The organism is Shinella oryzae (assembly GCF_023038235.1).
In the GTDB taxonomy this organism is placed as follows: Bacteria; Pseudomonadota; Alphaproteobacteria; order Rhizobiales; family Rhizobiaceae; genus Shinella; species Shinella sumterensis.
On record NZ_CP081988.1, the window covers coordinates 48,333 to 70,850 of the forward strand.

The window sequence follows — 22,518 nt, forward strand, 5'->3', positions numbered from 1 at the left end:
GAGAGAAAAGCAATCCTTGACAGGAAATGCTTGCAGAATATTGTAGCGCTACAAATTGAATTTGAACATGTCGTCAACGGCCTTGTTTACGGATAAAGACGTAGGAACTTTTCATGACAGTAGTCGGAGCCCGGCTCAACAAGGGACTGGTGCTGACTGGAATCCATAAATCCTATGGCAAGGTCGCGGCTGTCAAGAATTTGGACTTGCATGTCGATGACGGCGAACTCGTCGCATTGCTCGGCCCGTCCGGCTGCGGCAAGACGACGACGCTGCGCATGGTGGCAGGGTTCGAGACCCCGGATGCCGGAACGATTGAGATCGACGGCGAGGAAATTTCGGCACTGCCGCCGCACAAGCGTCGTCTCGGCATGGTCTTTCAGAACTACAGCCTTTTCCCGCATCGGACGGTTGCCGAAAACATCGGTTTCGGCCTGCGCATGGCCGGGATGGCGAAATCCGCCCGTGATGCGAAGATCAATGAGATGCTGGACCTCGTACAGCTGCAAGGCAGGGGTGATGTCTACCCGTCAAAGCTCTCTGGCGGCCAGCAGCAGCGTGTCGCGCTGGCGCGTTCGCTTGTCGTCAATCCCAAGGTCCTGCTGCTTGACGAGCCGCTGGGTGCGCTCGACAAGTCGTTGCGTGAGAGCATGCAGTTCGAAATCCGCGGCATGCAGCAGCGCCTCGGCATCACCGCTCTTCTCGTGACACATGACCAGGAAGAGGCCATGTCGATGGCCGACAAGGTCGCCGTCATGAACGGTGGGCGGATCCTGCAGATCGGTGCTCCGGCAGATATCTACGATCGGCCGAAAAGCCGCTTCGTTGCGGAGTTTCTCGGAGCCTCGAACATATATGAAGGCCACGTCAGCGATGACGGCGGAAGCCTCGTTACGCCCGGTCCGCAGGGGCCCGTAAGGCTGCATCTGCCCGAAGCACAGAAGGCCGGTCAGTTTCTGCTTCTCTCGGTTCGCCCGGAGCGCATGGTGCTGACACCCGGCGAGGCACCGGCTGGCCTTGCCGCGCGTGTCGTCGGCGCGGTGTTTCGCGGAAATTATGCTGCCTACCAGGTCGAAGTGCCGGCGCTCGGTCGGGAACTCTTCGTTTACCGGCAGGCCGACGGACCGCTCGGCTCCACCACCTATCATCTCGGGCAGGCCGTGACGCTCGACTGGGCGGCGCAGGACGGCGTCATCGTGAGCGCGGAGTAAATTGGAAGTGACGAACATGCAGAAAAGCGGTGCGCGCATCGGGATCGACGTCGGCGGGACGTTTACCGATTTTGTCCTGTCCAACCCGAATGATGGCAGCCTGACCTATTACAAGGAGCCGTCGACGCCGGATGAGCCGTCCCGTGCGCTGATCGAAGGCCTGCAGTCGCTCCTGAAGAAGGCGGGCATGACGCCCAGTGATGTCGGCACTCTGATGCATGGCACGACGATCGGGCTCAACGCGATCATTCAGCGCCGGGGGGCTACGATCGCACTCGTGGTCAGCAAGGGTTATCGCGATATTCTCGAAATCGCCCGTAGCCGCATGCCGTCTTCCTTCGATTTTCATGCCAGTAAGGAAGAGCCGCTCGTTCCTCGCCTGCGGATCTTGGAGATTGATGCCCGTCTTTCTGCGTCTGGCGCGGTCAGCAAGGCCGCCGATGATGCCGAGCTTGATCGCGTTGCTGCCGAACTAAAGGCGCTTGGCGTGGATGCAGCCGCTCTCGTTCTAATCAACGGCTACACGACGCCTTCGGTCGAAATCGACATGGCCCAAAAGCTTTCCGAAAAGGCAGGCGGTCTCTCCATCACGTCCGCTGCAGCGATCTGGCCGGAAATCCGGGAATACGAGCGTACGCTGGTCGCCTGCCTCAATGCCTATATCCAGCCGCTGATGCAGCGTTATTTCGCCGGCCTTAAAAAAGGGCTGGAGCGGGATGGCGTCGTGGCACCGATCCTGGTCACGGCATCGAACGGCGGTTCGCTCAGCCTTGTTTCGGCCCACGAACGGCCGGTTGAAACCATTCTCTCCGGCCCGGCTTCCGGCGTCATGGCGGCGGCGCGTCTGGCGGAGGCCGCGGACGTGACGTCGATCATCACCTTCGATATGGGCGGCACGTCTTCAGATATCGCGGTGGCTCAGGCAGGCTCCGCGGAGCTCGCGACCCGGACCGATATCGGTGGCCTGCCATTGGTCCTGCCGGTCGTCGATGTCTCGGCCATCGGCGCCGGTGGCGGCTCGATCGTCTGGGTCGACGCGCATGGCCTGCTCAAGGTCGGTCCGCAAAGCGCCGGTGCCATGCCGGGCCCCGTTTCGTACGGTCGTGGCGGCAAGGAGCCGGCAGTTACCGATTGCTATCTGGCGCTCGGTTACATCGACCCGGCCGGCTTCCTCGGTGGCCGCATGAAGCTCGACGTCGACGCGGCACGCAAGGCACTGGCCGAAGTGGGTGCGCGGATCGGCCTGACCGGCGAGGATGGTGCCGCACTGGCCGCCGAGGGTGCGCTTGCCGTTACCACCGCAGGCATGGCGACGGAGCTCTATAAGACGCTGGCCTCGCGCGGTCTCGATCCAGCGGCTTTCGCGCTTGTTCCGTTCGGCGGCGCTGGGCCGACGCATGCCAATCTTCTTGCCGCGGAAGCCGGTATCGGCCGGGTTGTCATCCCGCCGGCTGCCGGCACGTTCTGCGCTCTCGGCGCTGCCGCTGCCGATCTGCGTCGTGATTTCGTGCGCAGCGTCCGCCGTTCCGTCGACGACAAGACTGCGGCGCTGATGCTGGATGTCATGAAGGAACTGGAAGATGAAGGCAGCGCGTGGCTCGACCGCGAAGGCGAGACGAGCCAGACCCACCGTTTCGAGCGCGGCGCCGATATGCGTTACGCCGGCCAGGCCTATGAACTGCGTGTAAAGCTCGATGAGAATTGCCGCGACGCTGCATCGATTGCCGAAGCTTTCCATCTGGAACACGAACGCATATACGGCTTTCGCGATACGGATACGGACGTCGAGCTCGGCACCGTGCGCCTCGCCGTCGTCGGCGTTACGGAAAATATCAGCCAGCCGGAAATCGCGGCCGGCAGCGGTAAGCCTGCATGCAAAGGCGAGCGGCCAATCTTCCGTTCCGGAAAATGGGTTTCGGCCGGCGTTTATGACCGTAGCACGCTTGGTGCCGGTGACCAGATCGCCGGTCCCGCGATCATCGAACAGGATGATACGACGACGGTACTTCTGCCCGGCTGGTCGGCCCGCGCCGACGCCCTTGGTAACCTTCATCTCGAGAGAACTGCGCAATGAAGCTCGATCCTGTCACGCTCGCCATTCTCGGCAACAAGCTCGCCGCCGTCAGCGAGGAAATGTGCCTGACGCTGCAGCGCACCGGCCGCACGCTTTATGTCAAGGAAACGGCCGATTTCGCCTGCGCGCTTGCTGGTCTGGATGGCCGCTTCTTTGCCTATCCGCGCTCGATCGGTGTTTCCGGCTTCGTTGGTCTTGAATGCGGGCCGGCCATCGCGGCGGTCGGCACGCTCGAGCCGGGCGATGTCATCCTCACCAACGATCCGTATCGTTCGGAAGGTCTGGCGACTCATCTGCCCGACCTGCACATGATCGAGCCATATTTCCATAATGGCAAGATCGTCGCCTATGGCTGGTGCTTTGTGCATTGTTCGGATGTCGGCGGCCGCGTGCCGTCCAGCATCTCGCCGGTCAATACGGAAATCTTCCAGGAGGGCCTGCGCATTCCGCCGGTCAAGCTGATGAAGAAGGGGGAGATGAACCCCGACGTCGCGCTTTTCCTCAATGCCAACAGCCGCACGCCCGATGCCAATATGGGCGATATCCGCGCGATGCTCGCGGCCCTTGCAGCGGGCCGACGCCGGCTGGAGCAGACGATTTCGCAGCATGGCGCCGAAACGGTTTCGGCTGCGGCCGTCGATCTGGTCGCCTATTCCGCCGAAAAGGCACGCACGGTGCTGAAGCGCGTTCCGGCCGGCACTTACAGCTTTGACGACTACCTCGACGACGATGCCGCAACCCGCCTGCCGGTTCGTGTCGCGCTTAGCGCGACTTTTGCCGATGGCGAGGTGCATCTCGATTTCACCGGCACCGACCCGCAGGTGTCCACCGCGATGAACATTCCTTCGCGTGGCCGCCCGCACGCCTGGCTGACGCTGCGCGTTCTGGCGCTGGTCAATACGCTTGATCCGACGACGCCGCTCAATGTCGGCATGCTGGCACCCGTGAAGATAACCGCCCCCGAGGGCAGCCTCGTCAATCCGCAGGAACCGGCGGCCGTCGGTGTCCGCCATGCAGCGGCGATCCGCGTCAACGACGTCCTGAACGGCGCCTTCGGCAAGGCTCTTCCGGATGTCATGCCGGCGGCATCTTCCGGTACGGTCATTCCGGTCGTGATGGCGGAGCCGGATGGCCATGGTGGTCGTCGCGTGCAGGTTATCGAGCCGATGATCGGCGGCACCGGCGCCCGCAAGGGCCGCGACGGCATCGATGGCCGCGACAGCGGCATCTCCAACCTCGCCAACAATCCGGTCGAGACGGTGGAAGCCGAGCTTGGCATCGAGATCACCACCTATTCGCTGCGTCCCAATTCCGGCGGTGCCGGCCAGTGGCGCGGCGGGTGTGGCATGGAGCTGACGTTCCGCGTACTGACCGACGATAGCAATGTTCTCGGCCGCGGCCTCGAGCGGCTGCTGTTCCGCCCCTGGGGTTCGAATGGCGGAAGGCCCGGCATGCCGGGACAGCTCATTCTCAACCGAGGTACGGAGCGGGAAAAGCATCTCGGCAAGATCGACGTCCTGACTGTCAATTCAGGCGACACGGTCACCTTCCTGACGCCCGGCGCCGGCGGCTGGGGTCATCCCGCCGCCCGTGATCCGCAGGCGGTGCTGCAGGATGTCGCCAATGGTTTTGTCAGCGTCGAGGCCGCTGCCAGCGATTATGGTGTCGCGATTGTCGATGGCGTCGTGGATGCAGTCGAGACCGAAAGCCTGCGCAAGATTATGGTGGCCAGCACCGTCGTGAATGGTCAGGGTGTCGAGCGCGAGCGCTGGGATCAGGCCTTTCCGGCCAGCGTGATGGACGGTCTCAACCGCTCGCTGGTGGCCCTTCCCGGTTCAGTGCGCCAGCGCCGCCGCCGTGAAATCTTCGATGCCGTGCTTGCGGAACTGCCGGAAGGGTTTCCGCGCGTCGCGGCCACGCAGACGGCCGTTAACGCTGCGCGTCGGCGTCTTGAGGCTGCCGCCGGTAGCCTTTGATACGCATGACCAAAAAGCCCAACCACCTCGTTTCAGCTTTGGAGAACCGTGATGACCATAATCAAGAGAAGACATTTCCTCGGTGGTAGCGCCATGATCGGCGCCGGCCTCCTGGCCGGGGGCTTGCCGCGACTGGCGAATGCGCAGTCGGCCGAAATCACCGTGACGGCCTTTGGCGGCGTCTGGGAAGAGGCGGTCCGCACCTGTTTCGTAGCCCCCTTCGAAGCCAAGACGAAGGCGAATGCAAACGTCTCGCTCGGCGGCCCCCCGCAGTGGCTGGCGCAGGTCGAGGCAAATCAGGCAAAGCCGCCGGTCGACGTGCTGATCATGACGCCGGACCTGGCGCTGACGGCTGCCAAGGCCGGTCTGGTCGAGGACTTTACCGTCGACAAGATCCCGAACCTCTCCAAGATACCCACCGAACTGACTGACAGCGTCATGGGCAAGGGCACGCTGTTCGACTACGGCGTCGGTGGCATCACCTTCCACAAGGAACGCGTCACGAACCCGCCGAAGTCGTTTGCGGAATTCGTCGATCGCGTCTCCAAGGGCGAGTTCGTTGCCTCCGTCCCGTCCATCTCTTATGCGGTCACCCCGATCATGCTGATCTGGGCCATGGCCAAGGCGCTCGGTGGCGGTGTCGACAATGTCGATCCGTTCTTCGAGGCCATGGCCAAGATGAAGGACAATCTGGTGTTCTGGGGTGGTCCGAATGACTTCTTCAACCACCTCTCGTCCGGCGAAGCTGACGTCGGCATCTATTTCGACGGCCGCACTTGGAACCACTATGACAGCGGGGCAACCTGGATCGACTTCATCAATCCGGAAGAGGGGGGTTCGCTGAACGGCGTCGCGGTGCAAAAGCCAAAGAATGCCAATCCGCTCGCCTGGGATTACATCAACGAAGTTCTCGACGCACAGAACCAGACCAAATTCGCTGATATCATGAACTACGGCGTTACCAATACCGACGTTGTCTACAGCGACAAGCTGAAGCCGCGCATCACGCCGTGGCAGAACACCGCCTTCCCGCCCTATGAGCAGATCGCTCTGGTGCGCAACGAATGGGTCGATCGCTGGAACCGTGAAATCGGCCGCTAACCGACGATGGGCTGCCCTCTGAGCGGGCAGCCCAAATCTCCTGCCAACGGATGCCCGCGATGAGCGATACCAGCCTGCAAAAGACATCGCCCGGCCGACGGATGCGACTGCTCGCGCCGCCATTTCTGGCGTTGCCTGCGGTTCTCTTTCTCGTCGTGTTCTTTGTTATGCCGCTGATCGATAACGGCATGCGCAGCGTGATCTCGGCCGACGGCGGCTTTACCCTATCGCGTTATGCCTCGCTGCTGACCGATGGTTTCTATCTCTGGATCATTGCCCAGACGGTGCTCCTCTCCGCCGGTGTAACAATCATCTCGATCATTATCGGGTATCCGGTCGCTTATTTCCTCGTCCGCAAGGCGGGGCGCTTTTCGGGGCTGATCATCTTTCTGCTGATCGCGCCGCTTCTGACCTCGATCATCATGCGGACCTTCGGTTGGCAGGTGCTCTTTGCCCGGCGCGGGCTGGTGAACAATCTTCTGGTTGATCAGCTCGGCATTCTCTCAGCGCCGCTGAGGCTCACCAATTCGCCCGAGATCGCGATCGCCGCGCTTGTGCACGTGCTTGTGCCCTTCATGGTGCTGTCGATCGCGACAGTGCTTCAGGGCATTGATACGCGGTTGGAAGAGTCTGCAAAAATCCTCGGCGCCAACCGGCTGCGCACCTTTTTCGAAGTCACGCTGCCGCTGTCGCTCGATGGGATCGGCACCGGCGCGATCCTCGTCTTCATGATTGCGAATGGCAGCTTCGTGACGCTGGTCCTGCTTGGTGGCGGCATGCAGACATTGCCGCTGATGATCTACCAGCAATTCAACACAACGCGCGATTTCGGCATGGCAAGCGCCATGAGCATGATCCTGCTGGTCATAGCCGTCTTCTGCCTATTCCTGCAACTGCGCCTCGTGCGCCGCAAGGGAACCTGAACGATGAATCGCGACTGGATCAACCTCGGACTTGCCGCCTTTGTCGTCCTCTTCTTCGTCTTCATGCTGGCGCCGATCCTGATCGTCGTCCTCGTGTCCTTCACGTCCGCAGGCTATGTCTCTTTCCCGATTCCAGGCTGGTCGCTGAAATGGTTCGCCCATATCTTCGAATATCAGCCCTTCATCGATGCATTGATCGTCAGCATCGAGATCGCCATCGGGGCGACGATCCTGTCCTGCCTGATCGGCGTGCCGGCCGCGATCTTCCTCGCGCGGTCGCGTAGCGCCTGGGCCAGTGGCGTGATGACCTTTCTCCTGTCACCGCTGTCGATGCCGATGATCGTCATCGGTTTTGCCTCGCTCTTCTTCCTGTCCTTGATCGGCGTCGGTATTTCGTTCGCAGCTCTTTTGATCACCCACACCGTCGTTTGTCTTCCCTATATCGTGCGTACGGTTGCGGGCGTTTATGCCGGGATGCCGCGTTCCTATGAAGAGGCGGCGTCGATCCTCGGGGCAAATCCGCTTCTCACGTTCTGGCACGTCACTCTGCCACTGATCAGACCGGGTATCATGGCGGGGTCGCTGTTTTCCTTCCTCACTTCTTTTGACAACCTGCCGATCAGCTATTTCTTCGGCAGCGCCAGCACCAACACGCTGCCGGTGGTGATGCTGAGCTATATGGAAAACCAGTTCGACCCGACGATAGCGGCCTTGAGCACGTTGCAGCTTCTTCTCGCCGTCATCGCGCTCCTGATCGTCGACCGCGTGTATGGCATCGACAAGATGACGGTAGCGGGGTGAGCATGCGCCTGCCGATCGACCATCTCGTCATTCTGGTGCCGGATCTTGAGGCGGCCGGGGCCTCGTTCGAGGCTGCAGGTTTCCATGTGACGCCGCAAACACGCCATAGCGCGGCAATGGGCACGGCCAATCGGTGCGTCATGCTTCAGGGCTCAAGTTATATCGAGATCATGGGTATTGTCGCCGAGACGCCTGCTAATGCGACATGGCGAAGACTGCTGGCGGAAGGAGCAGGCATCCGTGGCGTCGCCCTGCGCAGCATCGATGTCGATGCGTCGGCCAGCAAGCTTGCAGCGCTCGGCATCGCCGTAGAGCCCGTCCGGCATTTTTCCCGCATGACCGAATATGGCGAGTTGCGCTTCTCGATAGCCCGTATCGACCCTAGCGCGACGCCCGGCCTGCAATGCCTTGTCTGCCAGCATCACACGGCCGATCTTCTCTGGCGTTCCGAAACCATGGCGCATGCAAACGGCGCCAGGTCGCTGACGTCCGTTATGCTGCCGCAGGCATCTTCGCTCTCCGCGTTCCCGATGGATGAAAGTGGGCATGGGATTGCCGTGGCAGCCGACGCGGGAAAGCTCAGCTTTTCCGGCAGTCGGGTGCAACATCATGACCTGCGGAGCGTCTGCGGCGTGGAGATCGAGGTTGTCTCCACATGACGTCTTGGCCTTCGGACAAACCGTCCTCCCTCTGGATGGCGCTTTCGCGCGAAAAATTCGAGGCGCCTGCGTTAAGGAGCGTGACACGCGCGGATGTCATCGTGATCGGTGGCGGCATTTCCGGGCTGTCGACGGCCCTTGAGCTTGCTCGACGGGGAAAAAAGGTCATCGTTCTGGAGGCGGTGCGGATCGGTTATGGCGCTTCCGGAAGAGCAAATGGCCAGGTCATTTCCGCGCTGACCCGGCATGGCCCGGACGCCATCCGAAAGATCTGGCGGGGGCAGAAGGGTGAGCGCTTTATACAGCTGGTGAAAGGTGCCGCCGATCAGCTTTATGACCTCGTCGAGCGCTACGAAATCGATTGCGACGCTCGCCGCAACGGCTGGCTGCAGCCGGCGCATACACCGGGGCGGCTGAAACGCGTCGGCGGCCTTGCAGCACAATGGGCGTCGGCCGGTGCGCCGACCAGTGTCCTATCGGGCGAGGAGATACGCGCAAGGCTCGGCACCGACGCATACTGCGGCGGCTGGGAGAATCGCGGCGGTGGTCATATAAACCCCTACGCCTTTACCTGTGGCCTTGCTCGCGCTGCTGTTTCCGAAGGCGCCGTCGTCTACGAAAACAGCCCCGCGATACGGTTCGTGCGCAACGGAGTCGACTGGATCGTCGAGACCACCGGGGGCCGCGTGCATGCACCAAAGATCGTTCTGGCGACGGCCGCCTATAGCGGCGATCTCTGGCAGGAGCTGACACGGTCTGTCGTGCCGGTGACATCCTACCAGGCGGCGACGGATCCGCTCGGCGCGCTGGCGGATGAGATACTGCCGAACGACGAAGCCGCGTCTGACACGCGCATGGACCTGCGTTACTTCCGCAAGGACCGTGAAGGACGGTTGGTTTCCGGGGGCGCGCTGACCATCCAGACCGGTGCCGCAAAGCGACTGCCGGCCATGGTGGGCAAGCGTTTGAAAGCAATGTTCTCACGCCTGCCGGAAAACCCGATGACATCCTTCTGGGACGGCCGCATTGCGATGACGATCGACCGCCTGCCGCGTCTGCATCGGCGTGGTGACGGGATTTATGCCTGGATAGGCTGCAACGGGCGCGGCCTGGCGCTTGCCTGTGCCATGGGGCCGGTTCTGGCCGATGCCGTCGAGGGCGTGCCGGACGAGCAACTCGCCGTGATGCCGTCCATGCCGCCAGGCGTGCCTTTTTATCCGGTCGTTTCCCGTTTCGCGCGTCTGATCCTGCCCTGGTACCGATTCAAGGACAGCCGCGAGATCTGAGCAAGCCTTTGCTCCAGAAGCATCCCAGAATAAAGCAAGGTGAGGTTATGACGTTTTCACTTTCCGCACTCGACCGGGAAACCGGTATGTTCGGCATCGCGGTGGCGAGCTCCAGTATCGCCGTCGGCAATCGCTGCCCGTGGGCGCGGGCGGGAACCGGGGTGATCGCCACCCAGCATCGCACCGATATCCGCTGCGGACCGCTCGGGCTCGATTTGCTCGGCAAGGGGTTTTCGGCAAGCGAGACGGTCGACATCCTCGTCGCTGGCAGCGAACATCCCAATCTTCGACAGTTCGCCGCAGTCGACAGGGACGGTCGGACCGCATTCTTCAATGGTCCCGATATCTCTTCCATCGCCACCGCGCATCAGGGCGACGGCTGTGTCTCGGTCGGCAATTTCATGGCCAACGACCAAGTCACGCACGCGATGGTGCGGGGCTACGAGACCGCGGCCGGCATGGCATTCGTGGAACGGCTGCTCGCTTCGCTCGATGCCGGTGTCGCCGCCGGGGGCGAGACGCAGCCGGCCATGGCCGCCGCGCTTCTTGTCGTCGACAAACACGCCTGGCCGCTGGTCGATCTGCGCGTCGATTTCGAACCCGAGCCTGCCACGAAGCTGCGCTCGCTGTGGCAATCCTACGAGCCGATCGTCGACCGGTTCATTACCCAGGTGCTGGAGCCGGCGACCCTCAAGCCGCTGATCAATTCAGCGCTTCAGGTCTGACGAAGACAAACCAACCGGCGGATCCGGAGGTCAAGGAACTGACCGTGACGCCGAAAGGAAGCGTGGCGCTCAGCCCATGCGCTCTGACGCGTAACTTCCCGGGCTGGGAGGGAACACGACCGTCCGGCTGCCGTTGATCAGAACGCGATGATGGATATGTGCATGAATTGCGCGGGCGAGAACCTGGGCTTCCACGTCGCGCCCGAGCGACACATAGTCCTCCGCGGACTGGGCATGTGTCACCCGCACCGTGTCCTGCTCGATGATCGGGCCTTCGTCGAGATCGGCCGTCACATAGTGTGCGGTCGCGCCGATGAGCTTCACACCGCGCTGGTAGGCCTGTTTGTAGGGATTCGCGCCTTTGAAGGACGGCAGGAACGAGTGGTGGATGTTGATGATGCGGCCCGACATCCGCTGACACATCTGATCGGACAGGACCTGCATGTAGCGCGCCAGCACGACGAGTTCCGTGCCGGTCGACTCCACGATGTCCATGATCCTTGCTTCCGCCTGCGGCTTGTTCTCCTTCGTCACGGGAATATGGTGAAAGGGAATGTCCTGATTGACCACGACTTTCTGGTAATCAAGATGGTTGGAGACCACGCCGACGAGATCGATGGGCAGGGCACCGATCCGTGAACGATAGAGGAGATCATTGAGGCAATGGCCGAAACGGGAAACCATCAGGAGCACCTTCATGCGCGTTTCCTGATTATAAAGCTCCGTTTCCATCGAGAACCGATCGGCAATCGGCTTCAGTCCCTCGCGCAAGTCCTCTTCCGTTTTTCCTTCCTCCGAAAGGAAGGAAATCCGCATGAAGAAACGGCCCGAGTTGAGATCGTCGAACTGTGAGCTGTCGACGATATTGCACGCCATATCCGCTAGGAAACCGGAAATCGCAGCGACGATGCCGCGCGTGGACGGGCAGGTGACAGTCAGGACGAAAGTCGTCAAATCGGATCTCCTCACGATGAGTGAAAGATCCCCGCGCCAGTCGACGCGGGGAAAGCGGCCACAAGGATGGTACGAGGACTAGATATCGAGCGTTGTTGCGTGTTCCCAACTCGTGAATTGGGCACAATAGGTGTTCCACTCGCTCGTCTTCAGCTTGAGGTAGGCGGCGGAAAACGCGGTGCCGAGTGCGGCCTGCAACGCTTCGTCCTTTTCGTATTCGCGCAGAGCGTCGAGCAGGTTGAGCGGCAGCTTCGGTGCATTCGTCACCGTGTGGCCGTCACGGTACATGTCTATGTCGTGGTGCGGCCCCGGATCGGCGTTGGAACGGAGGCCGGATAGGCCGGCAGCAATGATGATCGCCTGGAGGAGATAGGGGTTTACGGCCCCATCCGGCAGGCGCAGCTCGAAACGGCCGGGGCCGGGCACGCGCACCATATGCGTGCGGTTGTTGCCGGTCCAGGTGACGGTGTTCGGCGCCCAGGTCGCGCCGGAAATCGTGCGTGGCGCGTTGATGCGTTTGTAGGAGTTGACGGTCGGATTGGTGATCGCTGCCAGCGCCGAGGCATGTTTCATGATACCGCCGAGGAAGGTCTTTCCTTTGGCCGACAGCCCGAACGGCATGGCCTTGTCGGCAAAGGCATTCACTTTGCCGTCGAGATCCCAGACGGAAATATGAGCGTGGCACCCGTTGCCGGTCTTGCCCTGAAACGGTTTGGGCATGAACGTCGCGCGAAGGCCATGCTTTTCGGCGACCGACTTCACCATGAACTTGAAGAAGGAATGTTTGTCGGCGGTCTGGAGCACGTCGTCATATTCCCAGTTCATCTCGAACTGGCCGTTCGCATCCTCGTGGTCGTTCTGGTAGGGCTTCCAGCCGAGCTCCAGCATATAACCGCAGATCTCGGCGATGACGTCGTAGCGCCGCATCACCGCTTGCTGATCATAGCAGGGTTTTTCGGCGGTATCGAATTCGTCGGAAATCATCGATCCGTCGGGTGAAATCAGAAAGAACTCGGGTTCCACCCCGGTCTTGACGCGAAGACCTTGCTCGGCGGCTTCCGCAACGAGCCTCTTGAGCACGACGCGCGGCGCCTGCTCGACCGGCTCGCCGTCCATGATGCAATCGGCGGCAACCCATGCAACGTCCTTCTTCCAGGGTAGCTGGATGACGGACGACGGATCCGGTACGGCAAAGAGATCGGGATGGGCGGGCGTCAGGTCGAGCCAGGTCGCAAAACCGGCGAAGCCCGCGCCCTCTTGTTGCATGTCGGCGATGGCTTCGGCCGGCACGAGCTTGGCCCGCTGGCTGCCGAAGAGATCCGTGTAACTGATCATGAAAAATTTGACGCCGTTCTCCTTGGCGTAGCTTGCAAGGTCGAGTGTCACCGTGTTCCCCTTTTGGATTATCCAGACACTTTCATGAGGTGTCGCCGCCTGCCTTGGGAGGATCAGGCGGCGACGGGTAGAAACTGATTAGAACCCTCCCTTGCCCGGGATCCAGCTGGTGCCGGCCAGCGGCACCTGCGCCATGGCGGACGCCTCGATCGTGAGGGCAACGAGATCTTCAGGTTCAAGGTTATGCAAGTGGTTCTTGCCGCAGGCGCGCGCGATCGTCTGCGCTTCCAGCGTCATCACCTTCAGGTAGTTGGCAAGGCGACGGCCGGCGACAACCGGATCGAGCCGCTTCATCAATTCAGGATCCTGCGTCGTGATACCGGCAGGGTCCTTGCCTTCATGCCAGTCGTCATAGGCGCCAGCGGTTGTGCCCAGCTTCTGGTATTCCTCTTCCCAGTGCGGGTCATTGTCACCGATGGCCACGAGCGCGGCCGTGCCGATGGCCACGGCATCGGCGCCGAGCGCCAGCGCCTTGGCCACGTCGGCGCCCGAGCGGATGCCGCCCGAGATGATCAGCTGCACCTTGCGATGCATGCCGAGGTCCTGCAGCGCCTGGACGGCAGGACGGATGCAGGCAAGCGTCGGCATGCCGACATTCTCGATGAAGACGTCCTGGGTTGCCGCCGTGCCGCCCTGCATGCCATCGAGAACGACGACGTCGGCTCCGGCTTTCACGGCGAGCGCGGTATCGTAGTAGGGCCTGGCACCCCCGACCTTCACATAGATCGGCTTCTCCCAGTCGGTAATCTCGCGCAGTTCGAGGATCTTGATCTCCAGATCATCAGGACCGGTCCAGTCAGGATGGCGGCACGCCGAGCGCTGGTCGATACCCTTGGGAAGGTTGCGCATGTTGGCGACGCGGTCGGAGATCTTCTGGCCGAGCAGCATGCCGCCGCCGCCGGGCTTTGCGCCTTGGCCGACGACCACCTCAATGGCATCCGCGCGGCGCAGGTCTTTCGGATTCATGCCGTAGCGCGAGGGCAGGTATTGGTAGACGAGCGTCTGCGAATGGCCGCGTTCCTCATCCGTCATGCCGCCGTCGCCCGTCGTTGTCGACGTGCCGGCGATGGTTGCGCCGCGGCCAAGCGCCTCCTTGGCATTGCCCGAGAGCGCACCGAAGGACATGCCGGCAATGGTGATCGGCGTCTTCAACGTGATCGGCTTCCTGGCGAAGCGCGAACCGAGCACGACCGACGTGTCGCACTTCTCGCGATAGCCTTCCAGCGGATAGCGCGAGATCGAGGCGCCCAGAAACAGCAGGTCGTCGAAATGCGGCACCTTGCGCTTGGTGCCGGCGCCGCGAATGTCGTAGATGCCGGTTGCCGCCGCGCGGCGGATTTCCGCCAGCGTATAGTCGTCAAACGTCGCGGACTTGCGGGGAGGGGTGAGGGGGTTGTGATAGCTCATGGTTGTCCCTTGCCTCAATACGCGTCGGCATTGTCGATGTTGAAATTGTAGAGCTTGCGGGCGGAGCCGTAGCGCTTGAACTCTTCCGGCTTGACGCCGGTGACGCCGGCCTTCTCAAGCAGCTCTGCGAGCTTTTCCAAATGTTCCGGCCTCAGTTCCTTCTCGACGCAATCAGCCCCCAGGCTTTTGACGGTGCCGCGTACGAAGAGCTTTGCCTCGTAAAGCGAATCTCCCAAGGCATCGCCGGCATCGCCCAGCACGACGAGATGGCCCGATTGCCCCATGAAGGCCGACATATGACCGATGTTGCCGTGAACGACGATATCGATGCCCTTCATCGAGATGCCGCAGCGTGAGGCGGCATTACCCTTGATCACAAGCAGGCCGCCACGACCGGTGGCGCCGGCATACTGGCTGGCGTCGCCCTCGATGACGACGGTGCCGGACATCATGTTCTCCGCGACGCCGGGGCCGGCCGAGCCCTTGACGGTCACGGTGCCGCCGTCGTTCATGCCGGCGCAGTAATAGCCGACCGAGCCGCGGACTTCGACGCTGACGGGGCTGTCAATGCCAACTGCCACCGCGTGGCTGCCGCGCGGATTGACGATCTCGAAGGCGGTGTCATTTGCCCCTTTGGAAAGGGCGTGGAGGGCACTGTTCAGTTCGCGCAGGGGCGTTGTGGAAAGGTCAAATACAGGCATTTTAAGGCTTTCTCGGTTAGCCGATCACGCAGCTTTTTCGTGGTCCCAGAAGTACACGGTCGATGGCTCCGGCTCCCACACGCGGGCGTCCTCGATGCCCGGCAGGTTGACCAGCGCGCGGTACTCCGAACCGAAGGCAACATACTGGTCCGTCTCGGCCATCACGGCGGGCTTGCAGGCGATCGGATCGCGTACCACGCCGAAACCGGATTTCGTGCCGACGACGAAGGTGAAGAAGCCGTCCAGATCATCCAGCGCGCCTTCCAGCGCCTGGCCGAGATCCTTGCCCTTTGCCATCTCCGCCGTCAGGTAGGCGGCGGCCACTTCGGTGTCGTTCTGCGTTTCGAACGTCATGCCTTCGCGGATCAGTTCACGGCGCAGGTTGTTGTGGTTCGACAGGGATCCGTTGTGAACGAGGCACTGGTCGGCGCCGGTCGAGAAAGGGTGCGCGCCAAGCGTCGTCACAGCACTTTCCGTCGCCATGCGTGTATGGCCAATGCCATGGGTGCCACCCATCGAGCGCACGTCGAAACGGGCTACGACGTCCTTGGGCAAGCCGGTTTCCTTGTAGATCTCGATAGAGTCGCCTGCGCCCATAATCCGGATATCCGGACGGATCGATGCAATGGTCGCGCGCGTTGCGGCGATGGCATCGGCTGCCACTTCGATGACGGCATGCGTGCTCTTGACCGTCACCTTGGCATCGATGCCGGCGGATGCGAGCTCGTTGTCAAGAGCAAGGAAGTCCGTTTCGGGATGCGCTGACTGCAGCGTGACCTTGGCCCTTCCTTGTGCCGGCGTGCCGTAGATCGCGATACCGGCCGAATCCGGGCCGCGATCGGTCATTGTGATCAGCATATCCGAAAGCAGTGTTCCAAGCTGCGGTTCGAGGCTCTTGTCCTTCAGGAATAACCCAACAATGCCGCACATACGCGCCTCCATTTGTCTCGCTGACAAATGGCTACCACGCACATCACCCCATATCAACTGGCAGGAATAAATATTTCGTGTTAGGAAACTTTATCGTGCCGGTCGCGACTGTGTCGGGTAGCTGATAATCGAGATATAGCGTGCCGGAAGCTTCAGCAGTTCCTGAGGCCCATGCGGTGCGTCCGCGTCAAAGAAAAGGCTATCGCCTGCCTCCATCCTGAACACCTGGTCACCGTGGCGATAAGCGACCACCCCCTCCAGCATGTAGAGAAATTCCATGCCCTCGTGCTGGAAGGTCGGGAAGATGTCCGACTCGGTCGTGAGCGTGATGAGATAGGGTTCTACCGTCACGCCACTCGAATTGTTGTCGATATGGCCAAGCAGGCTGTACTGGTGGCCGGCGCGCGTGCCGCGGCGCTCGATGTTAACGCCTTCGCCGGCCTTGACGAAGGTGGCATTGCGCGGCTCTTCAAAGCCCCGGAAGAACGCGGTTAGGGGCACGCCGAGAGCCTTGGACAGAGACTGCAGGGTCGTCAGCGACGGTGAGATGTTGCCGTTTTCGATCTTCGAGAGCGCGCCGACCGACATGCCTGTCGCGGCAGCCAGATCGCCGCCGGTGATGCCGAGTTTCTTGCGATAGGCTCGGACCTCGTGACCAATCGCCATTTCCAGGTTCTTTTCGCGCGGTTCGCGTACCGCGTGCGGGTTCTGCGAAAGTGCATTCTGCGCCTTTTTCGAGATCTGCTTTTCGCTTGTCATGTCCCACCGCATTCTTCAGCCAAATATTCCCTACAGGAATACAGCGCTTATTCGTAGGAAAATCTTGCCCGTAGCGCCGTGGGTGTTTCGCCGAAACGTGCCTTGAAACTGGTCGACAGATGCGCAGCACCGGAAAAACCCGTGGCAAAGGCAATCTCCGCGACCGAAAGCGGGCTCTGCTCCAACAGGCGACGGGCATGGTCGAGACGGATATTGCGATAGGTTTGGAGGAAACCACCTGCCATGTGCACGGCAAACAGACGATCGAGATGGCGGACACTGATGCCCGCAAGTTTCGCCATGGCTGCACGATCGAGAGGAACTTCGATCGTAGCCTCCATTTTCTCAAGAACGGTCAAGAGGGCGGGGTGGTGCGTTCCGAACCGCTCGGGCAGGGACCCACGCTGTGGTGCGCCCGGTTCAGCCACGGCCGTATGCAGATACCAGTCACTGACCCGCCGCGAAAAGTGTGTGCCCATGCGTTCGCTGATCATGGCATGCATAAGATCGAGCGGCGCAATCCCGCCCGCGCAGGTGACCCTGTCCCCATCGATCACATATCGCGCGTGGCGCGGTGCAAGAGCGGGAAACGATTCCCTCAGCAGGCTGGCGTGTTCCCAGTGGATCGTAAAGTCTCGGTTGTCGAGAAGGCCCGCTGCCGCCAGAACATAGGCACCGCTCGAGATGCCGCCGATGCGAACACCTTTCCGTCCGAGACGCCGTAGAATGGGGTGGGCGTCCTCGACAGTACTCCAGTCCTTGGGGCCGCCCCCCGCGCAAACGAATACGGTGTGGCATGTCTCTCCCAGCGCGGCCAGTTCTGCGCATTCGACGGTCACGCCCGAGGAACTTGCGACCGGACGGCCGTGAAGCGAAAGCGGAAGGGCCTCATAGAGATCGAGCCCAGCGATGAGGTTTGCCGCCCGCAGCGGTTCCACGGCAGAGGCATAGGACATCAAGGCGAAGTTCTGCACGAGCAGAAATCCGATCCTTTGAGTTCTTTTGGTGTCGGCCGTGGTCATGGCCTGTTTCTATATCATTCTGTCCCTTTTTTGAAAGTACGATGTCGAAAGTGCGTTTACCCTCCGGCCTATGATCGTCGAGGCCTGACCATGCGCTATTCTGCTTTATCCATTCTCCTCAATGGGCTGACGGGCAACCGGTCCTGGCGCTCCGCCTGGAGGGATCCGCAACCCAAGACCCACTACGACGTGATTATTGTAGGCGGCGGTGGCCATGGGCTCGCGACGGCCTATTACCTGGCCAAAGAGTTCGGCATCACCAATGTCGCCGTGCTTGAAAAAGGCTATATCGGCTCCGGCAATGTCGGCCGTAACACGACGATCATCCGATCCAACTACCTGCTCGACGGCAACAATCCCTTCTACGAATTTTCCATGAAGCTCTGGGAAGGCCTGGAGCAAGACTTCAATTTCAACGCCATGGTGTCCCAGCGCGGCGTCGTCAATCTCTATCATTCCGACGCCCAGCGCGACGCCTATACGAGGCGTGGCAATGCGATGCGCCTGCATGGCGTGGATGCGGAGCTGCTCGATCGCGCCGCGATCAAGTCCATGCTGCCTTTCCTCGATTTCGACAACGCCCGCTTCCCGATCCAAGGCGGCCTTATCCAGCGCCGCGGCGGCACGGTGCGACACGATGGCGTTGCCTGGGGGTACGCGCGTGGCGCCGACAGCCGTGGCGTCGATATCATCCAGAATTGCGAGGTGACGGGTATTCGTCGCGAGAACGGCCGCGTCACCGGCGTCGAGACCACCCGCGGCTTCATCGGCTGCGGCAAGCTCGGCCTTGCGGCGGCTGGCAATTCCTCGCGCGTTGCCGAGATGGCGGGCATGAAGCTACCAATCGAAAGCCACGTCCTGCAGGCCTTCGTTTCGGAGGGTCTGAAACCCTTCATCGATTGCGTGGTGACGTTCGGCGCCGGCCATTTCTACGTGTCCCAGTCCGACAAGGGCGGGCTCGTTTTCGGTGGTGACATCGACGGATACAATTCCTATGCGCAGCGCGGAAATCTTGCGACGGTCGAGCATGTCGCGGAGGCCGGCAAGGCGATGATCCCGGCACTGTCGCGCATCCGCGTCCTGCGCTCCTGGGGTGGCATCATGGACATGTCGATGGACGGCACGCCGATCATCGACAAGACGCCGACCGACAATCTCTACCTGAATGCCGGCTGGTGTTACGGCGGCTTCAAGGCCACGCCGGCCTCCGGCTTCTGCTTTGCCCATCTCATCGCCAAGGACGCGCCGCACCCCACGACGCGGCAGATGCGTATCGACCGTTTCGAGCGCGGCTATCTCATCGACGAAAAGGGCCAGGGCGCCCAGCCTAACCTTCATTAAGGATGCCACGATGGCCAGCCTCGTCACCTGCCCGCATTGCGGACCACGCCCGAAAGAAGAATTCACCGTCAGGGGCGCCGCGTTGCCACGCCCGGATCCTTACGCCTCACCGGAGGCCTGGTTCGATTTCGTCTATCTGCGCAATAACCCTCGCGGCGCCTATCGCGAATACTGGCATCACACATCCGGTTGCCGCCGCTGGCTGGTGATCGAGCGCGATACCGCGACCCATGAAATATACACGACCAGTGACGCCGCCGGCCACCGCGGCGAGGTGACCCCATGACGCCCTTTCGTCTTTCTTCCGGCGGCCTGATCGACCGTTCCAGACCGCTTTCCTTCTCCTTCGACGGCAAGGCGCTGAGCGGATTTTCGGGTGACAGCCTCGCCTCGGCGCTGCTTGCAAACGGTCGTCTCCTTGTCGGCCGCAGCTTCAAGTACCATCGTCCGCGCGGCATCCTCACGGCGGGCAGCGCGGAGCCGAATGCGCTGATGACGATCGGCCGAGGTGGACGCACGGAGCCGAACACCCGGGCCACTATGCAGGAGCTCTATGACGGCCTCGAAGCGAGCAGCCAGAACCGCTGGCCGTCGCTTGATTTCGACATCGGCGCCTTCAACAGCTTGTTGTCACCTTTTCTCAGCGCGGGGTTCTACTACAAGACCTTCATGTGGCCGGCAGCTCTCTGGGAGAAGCTGTACGAGCCTTTCATCCGTCGCGCTGCCGGTCTTGGGCGGGCAAGCTACGAGGCGGATCCGGACGGCTATGAAAAGGCTTGGATTCACTGCGACCTTCTCGTCGTCGGCGCGGGAGCGGCCGGTCTTGCCGCTGCCCTTGCCGCCGGCCGCGCCGGTGCGCGGGTTATTCTCGTCGACGAGCATTCGCGTTGCGGCGGCGGCCTGCTACCGGAAACGGTCCGTATCGGTGACGAGAGTGCGACGGAGTTCGTGGCGACGTCACTGGCGGAGCTTGCCTCGCTGTCAAACGTCACAGTGATGCCGCGCACCACGGTTTTCGGCTGGTACGACGGCAACGTCTTCGGTGCCGTCGAACGCGTGCAGAAACATGTACAGGCACCTCTGGAGCGGCTTCCCGTCGAGCGTCTCTGGCGCATCGTCGCCAAAAAGGCCCTCCTGGCGACCGGCGCTGAGGAGCGCCCGCTCGTCTTCGGCGGAAACGATATCCCCGGTGTGATGATGGCAGGTGCCATGCGCACCTACCTCAATCGCTACGCCGTCGCACCTGGCAAGCGGGTCGCGATCTTCACGACCAACGACAGCGGTTACGCGCTGGCACGCGATCTGGAAGCTGCCGGTGCAATCGACGTCATCATCGTCGACAGCAGGGCGGAAGCGGCGGATTTTCTGTATGCCGGCGCGGCGAAAATCATAAAGGGCGCTGTGCTCTCGGACGCGCACGGCGGAAAAAGCCTGTCGGCGATCACGATCATGCGTGAGGGGCGGACGCAAAGGCTTGCCGTCGATGCCCTGGCAATGTCGGGTGGCTTCAATCCTGTCATCAGCCTTGCCTGCCATCGTGGCGGCGGGCCGCAATGGGATGCCAAATCAAACGTCTTCCTGGCGCCGACCGGTCTCAAGGGGCTTACGCTTGCGGGTGCTGCGGCCAATGTCGATGGGATCGCCGCCTGCCTGCAGGATGGCTTTGCCAAGGGTGCCGAATGTGCCGAGGCTTTGGGTTACAGCGCCGCCCGCACGATCGCTCCCGCCGTAACCGACGACTTGGCCTCGACAGCTAAGCCGTTCTGGTCAATTCCGGGCGTGCGCGGCAAGGCCTTCGTCGACTTCCAGAACGATGTTCATCGCAAGGATCTCGGTCTCGCCGTTCGCGAAGGGTATGGCCATGTAGAGCTTGCCAAGCGTTACACGACGAACGGCATGGCTACGGATCAGGGCAAGCTCTCAAACGTCAACGCCATTGCAATGTTGGCGGAAGCGCGCGGTGTATCGCCGGGGGATGTGGGAACGACGACCTTCCGGCCGTTCTACAGCCCTGTTTCCTTCGGCGCTCTCACGGGTACTTCGCACGGCAAGCACTTCCAGCCGGTACGCAAGTCGCCGCTGCATGAATGGGCAAAGCGGAACGGCGCCGTCTTCGTCGAAACGGGCCTCTGGTATCGCTCGTCTTGGTTCCCGCGCGCTGGTGAAACGGCATGGCGCGAAAGCGTCGATCGCGAGGTTTTGAACATCCGCAAGAATGCCGGGCTTTGTGATGTATCCATGCTCGGCAAGATCGAGATCACCGGCACTGATGCTGCGGAGTTCCTGAACCGCGTCTATTGCAACGCCTTCCTGAAGCTTCCGGTCGGCAAGGCGCGCTATGGCCTCATGCTGCGCGAAGACGGCATGATCTACGACGATGGCACCACAAGTCGCCTGGACGAAAACCGCTACTTCATGACGACGACGACGGCCTATGCAGCGGGCGTGATGAACCATCTGGAATTCTGCGCGCAAGCGCTCTGGCCGGAACTGGACGTCCGCCTCGCGTCCGTCACCGACCAGTGGGCGCAGATGGCGGTTGCCGGCCCGAAGTCGCGCCAGATCCTTCAGGCGATTGTCGATACGGATATTTCCAACGAGGCTTTCCCGTTCCTGGCCGCTGCCGAGGTTTCGCTCTTCGGCGGTCAGGTTCGCGGACGGCTCTTCCGCATCTCCTTCTCCGGCGAGCTTGCCTACGAGCTGGCGGTACCGGCCGGCTATGGCGACAGCGTAGCCGATGCCATCATGCAAGCCGGCGCCGAACATGGTATCCAGCCCTACGGCGTCGAGGCGCTGTCGGTGTTGCGTATCGAGAAGGGCCACGTCACCCACAACGAAATCAACGGCACGGTCGTACCGGGTGATCTCGGCTTCGGCCGCATGGTTTCGACCACAAAGACCGATTTTATCGGCAAGCGGATGCTGGAACGGGAAGGCCTAAATGCGCCGGACCGGCCGCAGCTCGTCGGCATCATGCCGCTCGATCCCGCAACGGGCTTCCGCACCGGTTCCCACATCCTCGCAAAGAATGCCGAGGCCACGCTGGAGAACGACCAGGGCTACATCACCTCGAGCTGCTACTCGCCGCATGTCGGCTCCACCATCGGTCTTGCGCTGATGCGCCGCGGGCGGGAACGGCATGGCGAGGAGATCATGGTCTGGAACGGTCTGCGCGGCGAGTTCACGCCCGGACGAATCTGCGCTCCGGTGTTTTTCGACACAGCAAATGAAAAACTCCACGCCTGATTGAAGG

General features: G+C 61.7%; 19 protein-coding genes. 12 read left to right on the forward strand and 7 right to left on the reverse strand.

The genetic code is table 11. The features are described from left to right. Nucleotides 1–113 precede the first annotated feature (113 nt). The 9 genes from K6301_RS16460 to K6301_RS16500 are packed head-to-tail and all read left to right on the forward strand — an operon-like array spanning nt 114 to nt 10,756. Entirely contained in the window at nt 114–1,211 is a 1,098-nt protein-coding gene (locus K6301_RS16460) for an ABC transporter ATP-binding protein (protein ID WP_247221584.1), read from the forward strand. Between the two features lie 16 nt (nt 1,212–1,227). Further along, on the forward strand, nt 1,228–3,285 hold the full coding sequence (locus K6301_RS16465; protein ID WP_247221585.1) for a hydantoinase/oxoprolinase family protein: 2,058 nt from the start codon (nt 1,228–1,230) through the stop codon (nt 3,283–3,285). Beyond that, complete coding sequence (locus tag K6301_RS16470) at nt 3,282–5,261, forward strand: hydantoinase B/oxoprolinase family protein (protein ID WP_247221586.1); 1,980 nt, start codon at nt 3,282–3,284, stop codon at nt 5,259–5,261. Before K6301_RS16465 ends, K6301_RS16470 begins: the two co-directional genes overlap by 4 nt. A gap of 51 nt (nt 5,262–5,312) precedes the next feature. Further along, the gene (locus tag K6301_RS16475; RefSeq protein ID WP_247221587.1) at nt 5,313–6,362 is read left to right on the forward strand and encodes an extracellular solute-binding protein; all 1,050 of its coding nucleotides are present in this window, start codon (nt 5,313–5,315) and stop codon (nt 6,360–6,362) included. 59 nt (nt 6,363–6,421) lie between these two features. Then, nucleotides 6,422–7,285: an ABC transporter permease gene (locus K6301_RS16480; RefSeq protein WP_247221588.1), complete on the forward strand. Its 864-nt coding sequence runs from the start codon at nt 6,422–6,424 to the stop codon at nt 7,283–7,285. A 3-nt stretch (nt 7,286–7,288) separates the two neighbouring features. Further along, the gene (locus K6301_RS16485) at nt 7,289–8,086 is read left to right on the forward strand and encodes an ABC transporter permease (protein WP_247221589.1); all 798 of its coding nucleotides are present in this window, start codon (nt 7,289–7,291) and stop codon (nt 8,084–8,086) included. Nucleotides 8,087–8,088: 2 nt separating this feature from the next. Further along, nucleotides 8,089–8,745, forward strand: a complete 657-nt coding sequence (locus K6301_RS16490; RefSeq protein WP_247221591.1) for a VOC family protein — start codon at nt 8,089–8,091, stop codon at nt 8,743–8,745. After that, nucleotides 8,742–10,031, forward strand: coding sequence for an NAD(P)/FAD-dependent oxidoreductase (locus tag K6301_RS16495; protein ID WP_247221593.1), 1,290 nt, complete (start codon nt 8,742–8,744; stop codon nt 10,029–10,031). Before K6301_RS16490 ends, K6301_RS16495 begins: the two co-directional genes overlap by 4 nt. Nucleotides 10,032–10,078: 47 nt before the next feature. Beyond that, nucleotides 10,079–10,756: a DUF1028 domain-containing protein gene (locus K6301_RS16500; protein ID WP_247221594.1), complete on the forward strand. Its 678-nt coding sequence runs from the start codon at nt 10,079–10,081 to the stop codon at nt 10,754–10,756. A gap of 69 nt (nt 10,757–10,825) precedes the next feature. Here the strand turns inward: K6301_RS16500 and purU are convergent, their stop codons facing one another. The 7 genes from purU to K6301_RS16535 all read right to left on the reverse strand — a co-directional run bounded on the left by purU (nt 10,826) and on the right by K6301_RS16535 (nt 17,924). Then, complete coding sequence (gene purU / locus K6301_RS16505; protein ID WP_247221595.1) at nt 10,826–11,710, reverse strand: formyltetrahydrofolate deformylase; 885 nt, start codon at nt 11,708–11,710, stop codon at nt 10,826–10,828. Nucleotides 11,711–11,788: 78 nt separating this feature from the next. After that, the gene (gene glnT / locus K6301_RS16510; RefSeq protein WP_247221596.1) at nt 11,789–13,096 is read right to left on the reverse strand and encodes a type III glutamate--ammonia ligase; all 1,308 of its coding nucleotides are present in this window, start codon (nt 13,094–13,096) and stop codon (nt 11,789–11,791) included. Nucleotides 13,097–13,183: 87 nt separating this feature from the next. Further along, nucleotides 13,184–14,512, reverse strand: coding sequence for an FMN-binding glutamate synthase family protein (locus K6301_RS16515; protein WP_247221597.1), 1,329 nt, complete (start codon nt 14,510–14,512; stop codon nt 13,184–13,186). Between the two features lie 14 nt (nt 14,513–14,526). After that, entirely contained in the window at nt 14,527–15,213 is a 687-nt protein-coding gene (locus K6301_RS16520) for a GXGXG domain-containing protein (RefSeq protein WP_247221598.1), read from the reverse strand. Nucleotides 15,214–15,237: 24 nt separating this feature from the next. After that, nucleotides 15,238–16,143: a class II glutamine amidotransferase gene (locus K6301_RS16525; RefSeq protein ID WP_247221599.1), complete on the reverse strand. Its 906-nt coding sequence runs from the start codon at nt 16,141–16,143 to the stop codon at nt 15,238–15,240. A 90-nt stretch (nt 16,144–16,233) separates the two neighbouring features. Next, nucleotides 16,234–16,902 carry a helix-turn-helix domain-containing protein gene (locus K6301_RS16530; RefSeq protein ID WP_247221600.1) on the reverse strand — a complete coding sequence of 223 codons (669 nt, stop codon included), beginning with the start codon at nt 16,900–16,902 and terminating at the stop codon, nt 16,234–16,236. Nucleotides 16,903–16,949: 47 nt separating this feature from the next. Beyond that, nucleotides 16,950–17,924 (reverse strand): GlxA family transcriptional regulator, encoded by a 975-nt coding sequence (locus K6301_RS16535; RefSeq protein WP_247221601.1) that lies wholly within the window; start codon nt 17,922–17,924, stop codon nt 16,950–16,952. A 90-nt stretch (nt 17,925–18,014) separates the two neighbouring features. On the opposite strand from K6301_RS16535, the gene K6301_RS16540 reads away from it, so the two are divergent. Genes K6301_RS16540 through K6301_RS16550 form a run of 3 tightly spaced genes read left to right on the forward strand, consistent with a single transcriptional unit; the run spans nt 18,015 to nt 22,511 of the window. After that, a complete protein-coding gene (locus K6301_RS16540) occupies nt 18,015–19,265 on the forward strand; it encodes a sarcosine oxidase subunit beta family protein (protein WP_247221602.1) in 1,251 nt (416 codons plus the stop codon). A 10-nt stretch (nt 19,266–19,275) separates the two neighbouring features. Beyond that, nucleotides 19,276–19,551 (forward strand): sarcosine oxidase subunit delta, encoded by a 276-nt coding sequence (locus K6301_RS16545; protein WP_247221603.1) that lies wholly within the window; start codon nt 19,276–19,278, stop codon nt 19,549–19,551. After that, the gene (locus tag K6301_RS16550) at nt 19,548–22,511 is read left to right on the forward strand and encodes a sarcosine oxidase subunit alpha (protein WP_247221604.1); all 2,964 of its coding nucleotides are present in this window, start codon (nt 19,548–19,550) and stop codon (nt 22,509–22,511) included. Before K6301_RS16545 ends, K6301_RS16550 begins: the two co-directional genes overlap by 4 nt. The last annotated feature ends 7 nt before the right edge of the window (nt 22,512–22,518 follow it).

Coding starts and splice junctions, on each gene's coding strand:
- K6301_RS16480 (WP_247221588.1), top strand. CDS start 6,422: ATGAGCGATACCAGCCTGCAAAAGACATCGCCCGGCCGACGGATGCGA.
- K6301_RS16515 (WP_247221597.1), bottom strand. CDS start 14,512: ATGAGCTATCACAACCCCCTCACCCCTCCCCGCAAGTCCGCGACGTTT.
- K6301_RS16485 (WP_247221589.1), top strand. CDS start 7,289: ATGAATCGCGACTGGATCAACCTCGGACTTGCCGCCTTTGTCGTCCTC.
- K6301_RS16490 (WP_247221591.1), top strand. CDS start 8,089: ATGCGCCTGCCGATCGACCATCTCGTCATTCTGGTGCCGGATCTTGAG.
- K6301_RS16470 (WP_247221586.1), top strand. CDS start 3,282: ATGAAGCTCGATCCTGTCACGCTCGCCATTCTCGGCAACAAGCTCGCC.
- K6301_RS16545 (WP_247221603.1), top strand. CDS start 19,276: ATGGCCAGCCTCGTCACCTGCCCGCATTGCGGACCACGCCCGAAAGAA.
- K6301_RS16465 (WP_247221585.1), top strand. CDS start 1,228: ATGCAGAAAAGCGGTGCGCGCATCGGGATCGACGTCGGCGGGACGTTT.
- K6301_RS16495 (WP_247221593.1), top strand. CDS start 8,742: ATGACGTCTTGGCCTTCGGACAAACCGTCCTCCCTCTGGATGGCGCTT.
- K6301_RS16460 (WP_247221584.1), top strand. CDS start 114: ATGACAGTAGTCGGAGCCCGGCTCAACAAGGGACTGGTGCTGACTGGA.
- K6301_RS16530 (WP_247221600.1), bottom strand. CDS start 16,902: ATGACAAGCGAAAAGCAGATCTCGAAAAAGGCGCAGAATGCACTTTCG.
- K6301_RS16540 (WP_247221602.1), top strand. CDS start 18,015: ATGCGCTATTCTGCTTTATCCATTCTCCTCAATGGGCTGACGGGCAAC.
- K6301_RS16475 (WP_247221587.1), top strand. CDS start 5,313: ATGACCATAATCAAGAGAAGACATTTCCTCGGTGGTAGCGCCATGATC.
- K6301_RS16550 (WP_247221604.1), top strand. CDS start 19,548: ATGACGCCCTTTCGTCTTTCTTCCGGCGGCCTGATCGACCGTTCCAGA.
- K6301_RS16520 (WP_247221598.1), bottom strand. CDS start 15,213: ATGCCTGTATTTGACCTTTCCACAACGCCCCTGCGCGAACTGAACAGT.
- K6301_RS16525 (WP_247221599.1), bottom strand. CDS start 16,143: ATGTGCGGCATTGTTGGGTTATTCCTGAAGGACAAGAGCCTCGAACCG.
- K6301_RS16535 (WP_247221601.1), bottom strand. CDS start 17,924: ATGACCACGGCCGACACCAAAAGAACTCAAAGGATCGGATTTCTGCTC.
- K6301_RS16500 (WP_247221594.1), top strand. CDS start 10,079: ATGACGTTTTCACTTTCCGCACTCGACCGGGAAACCGGTATGTTCGGC.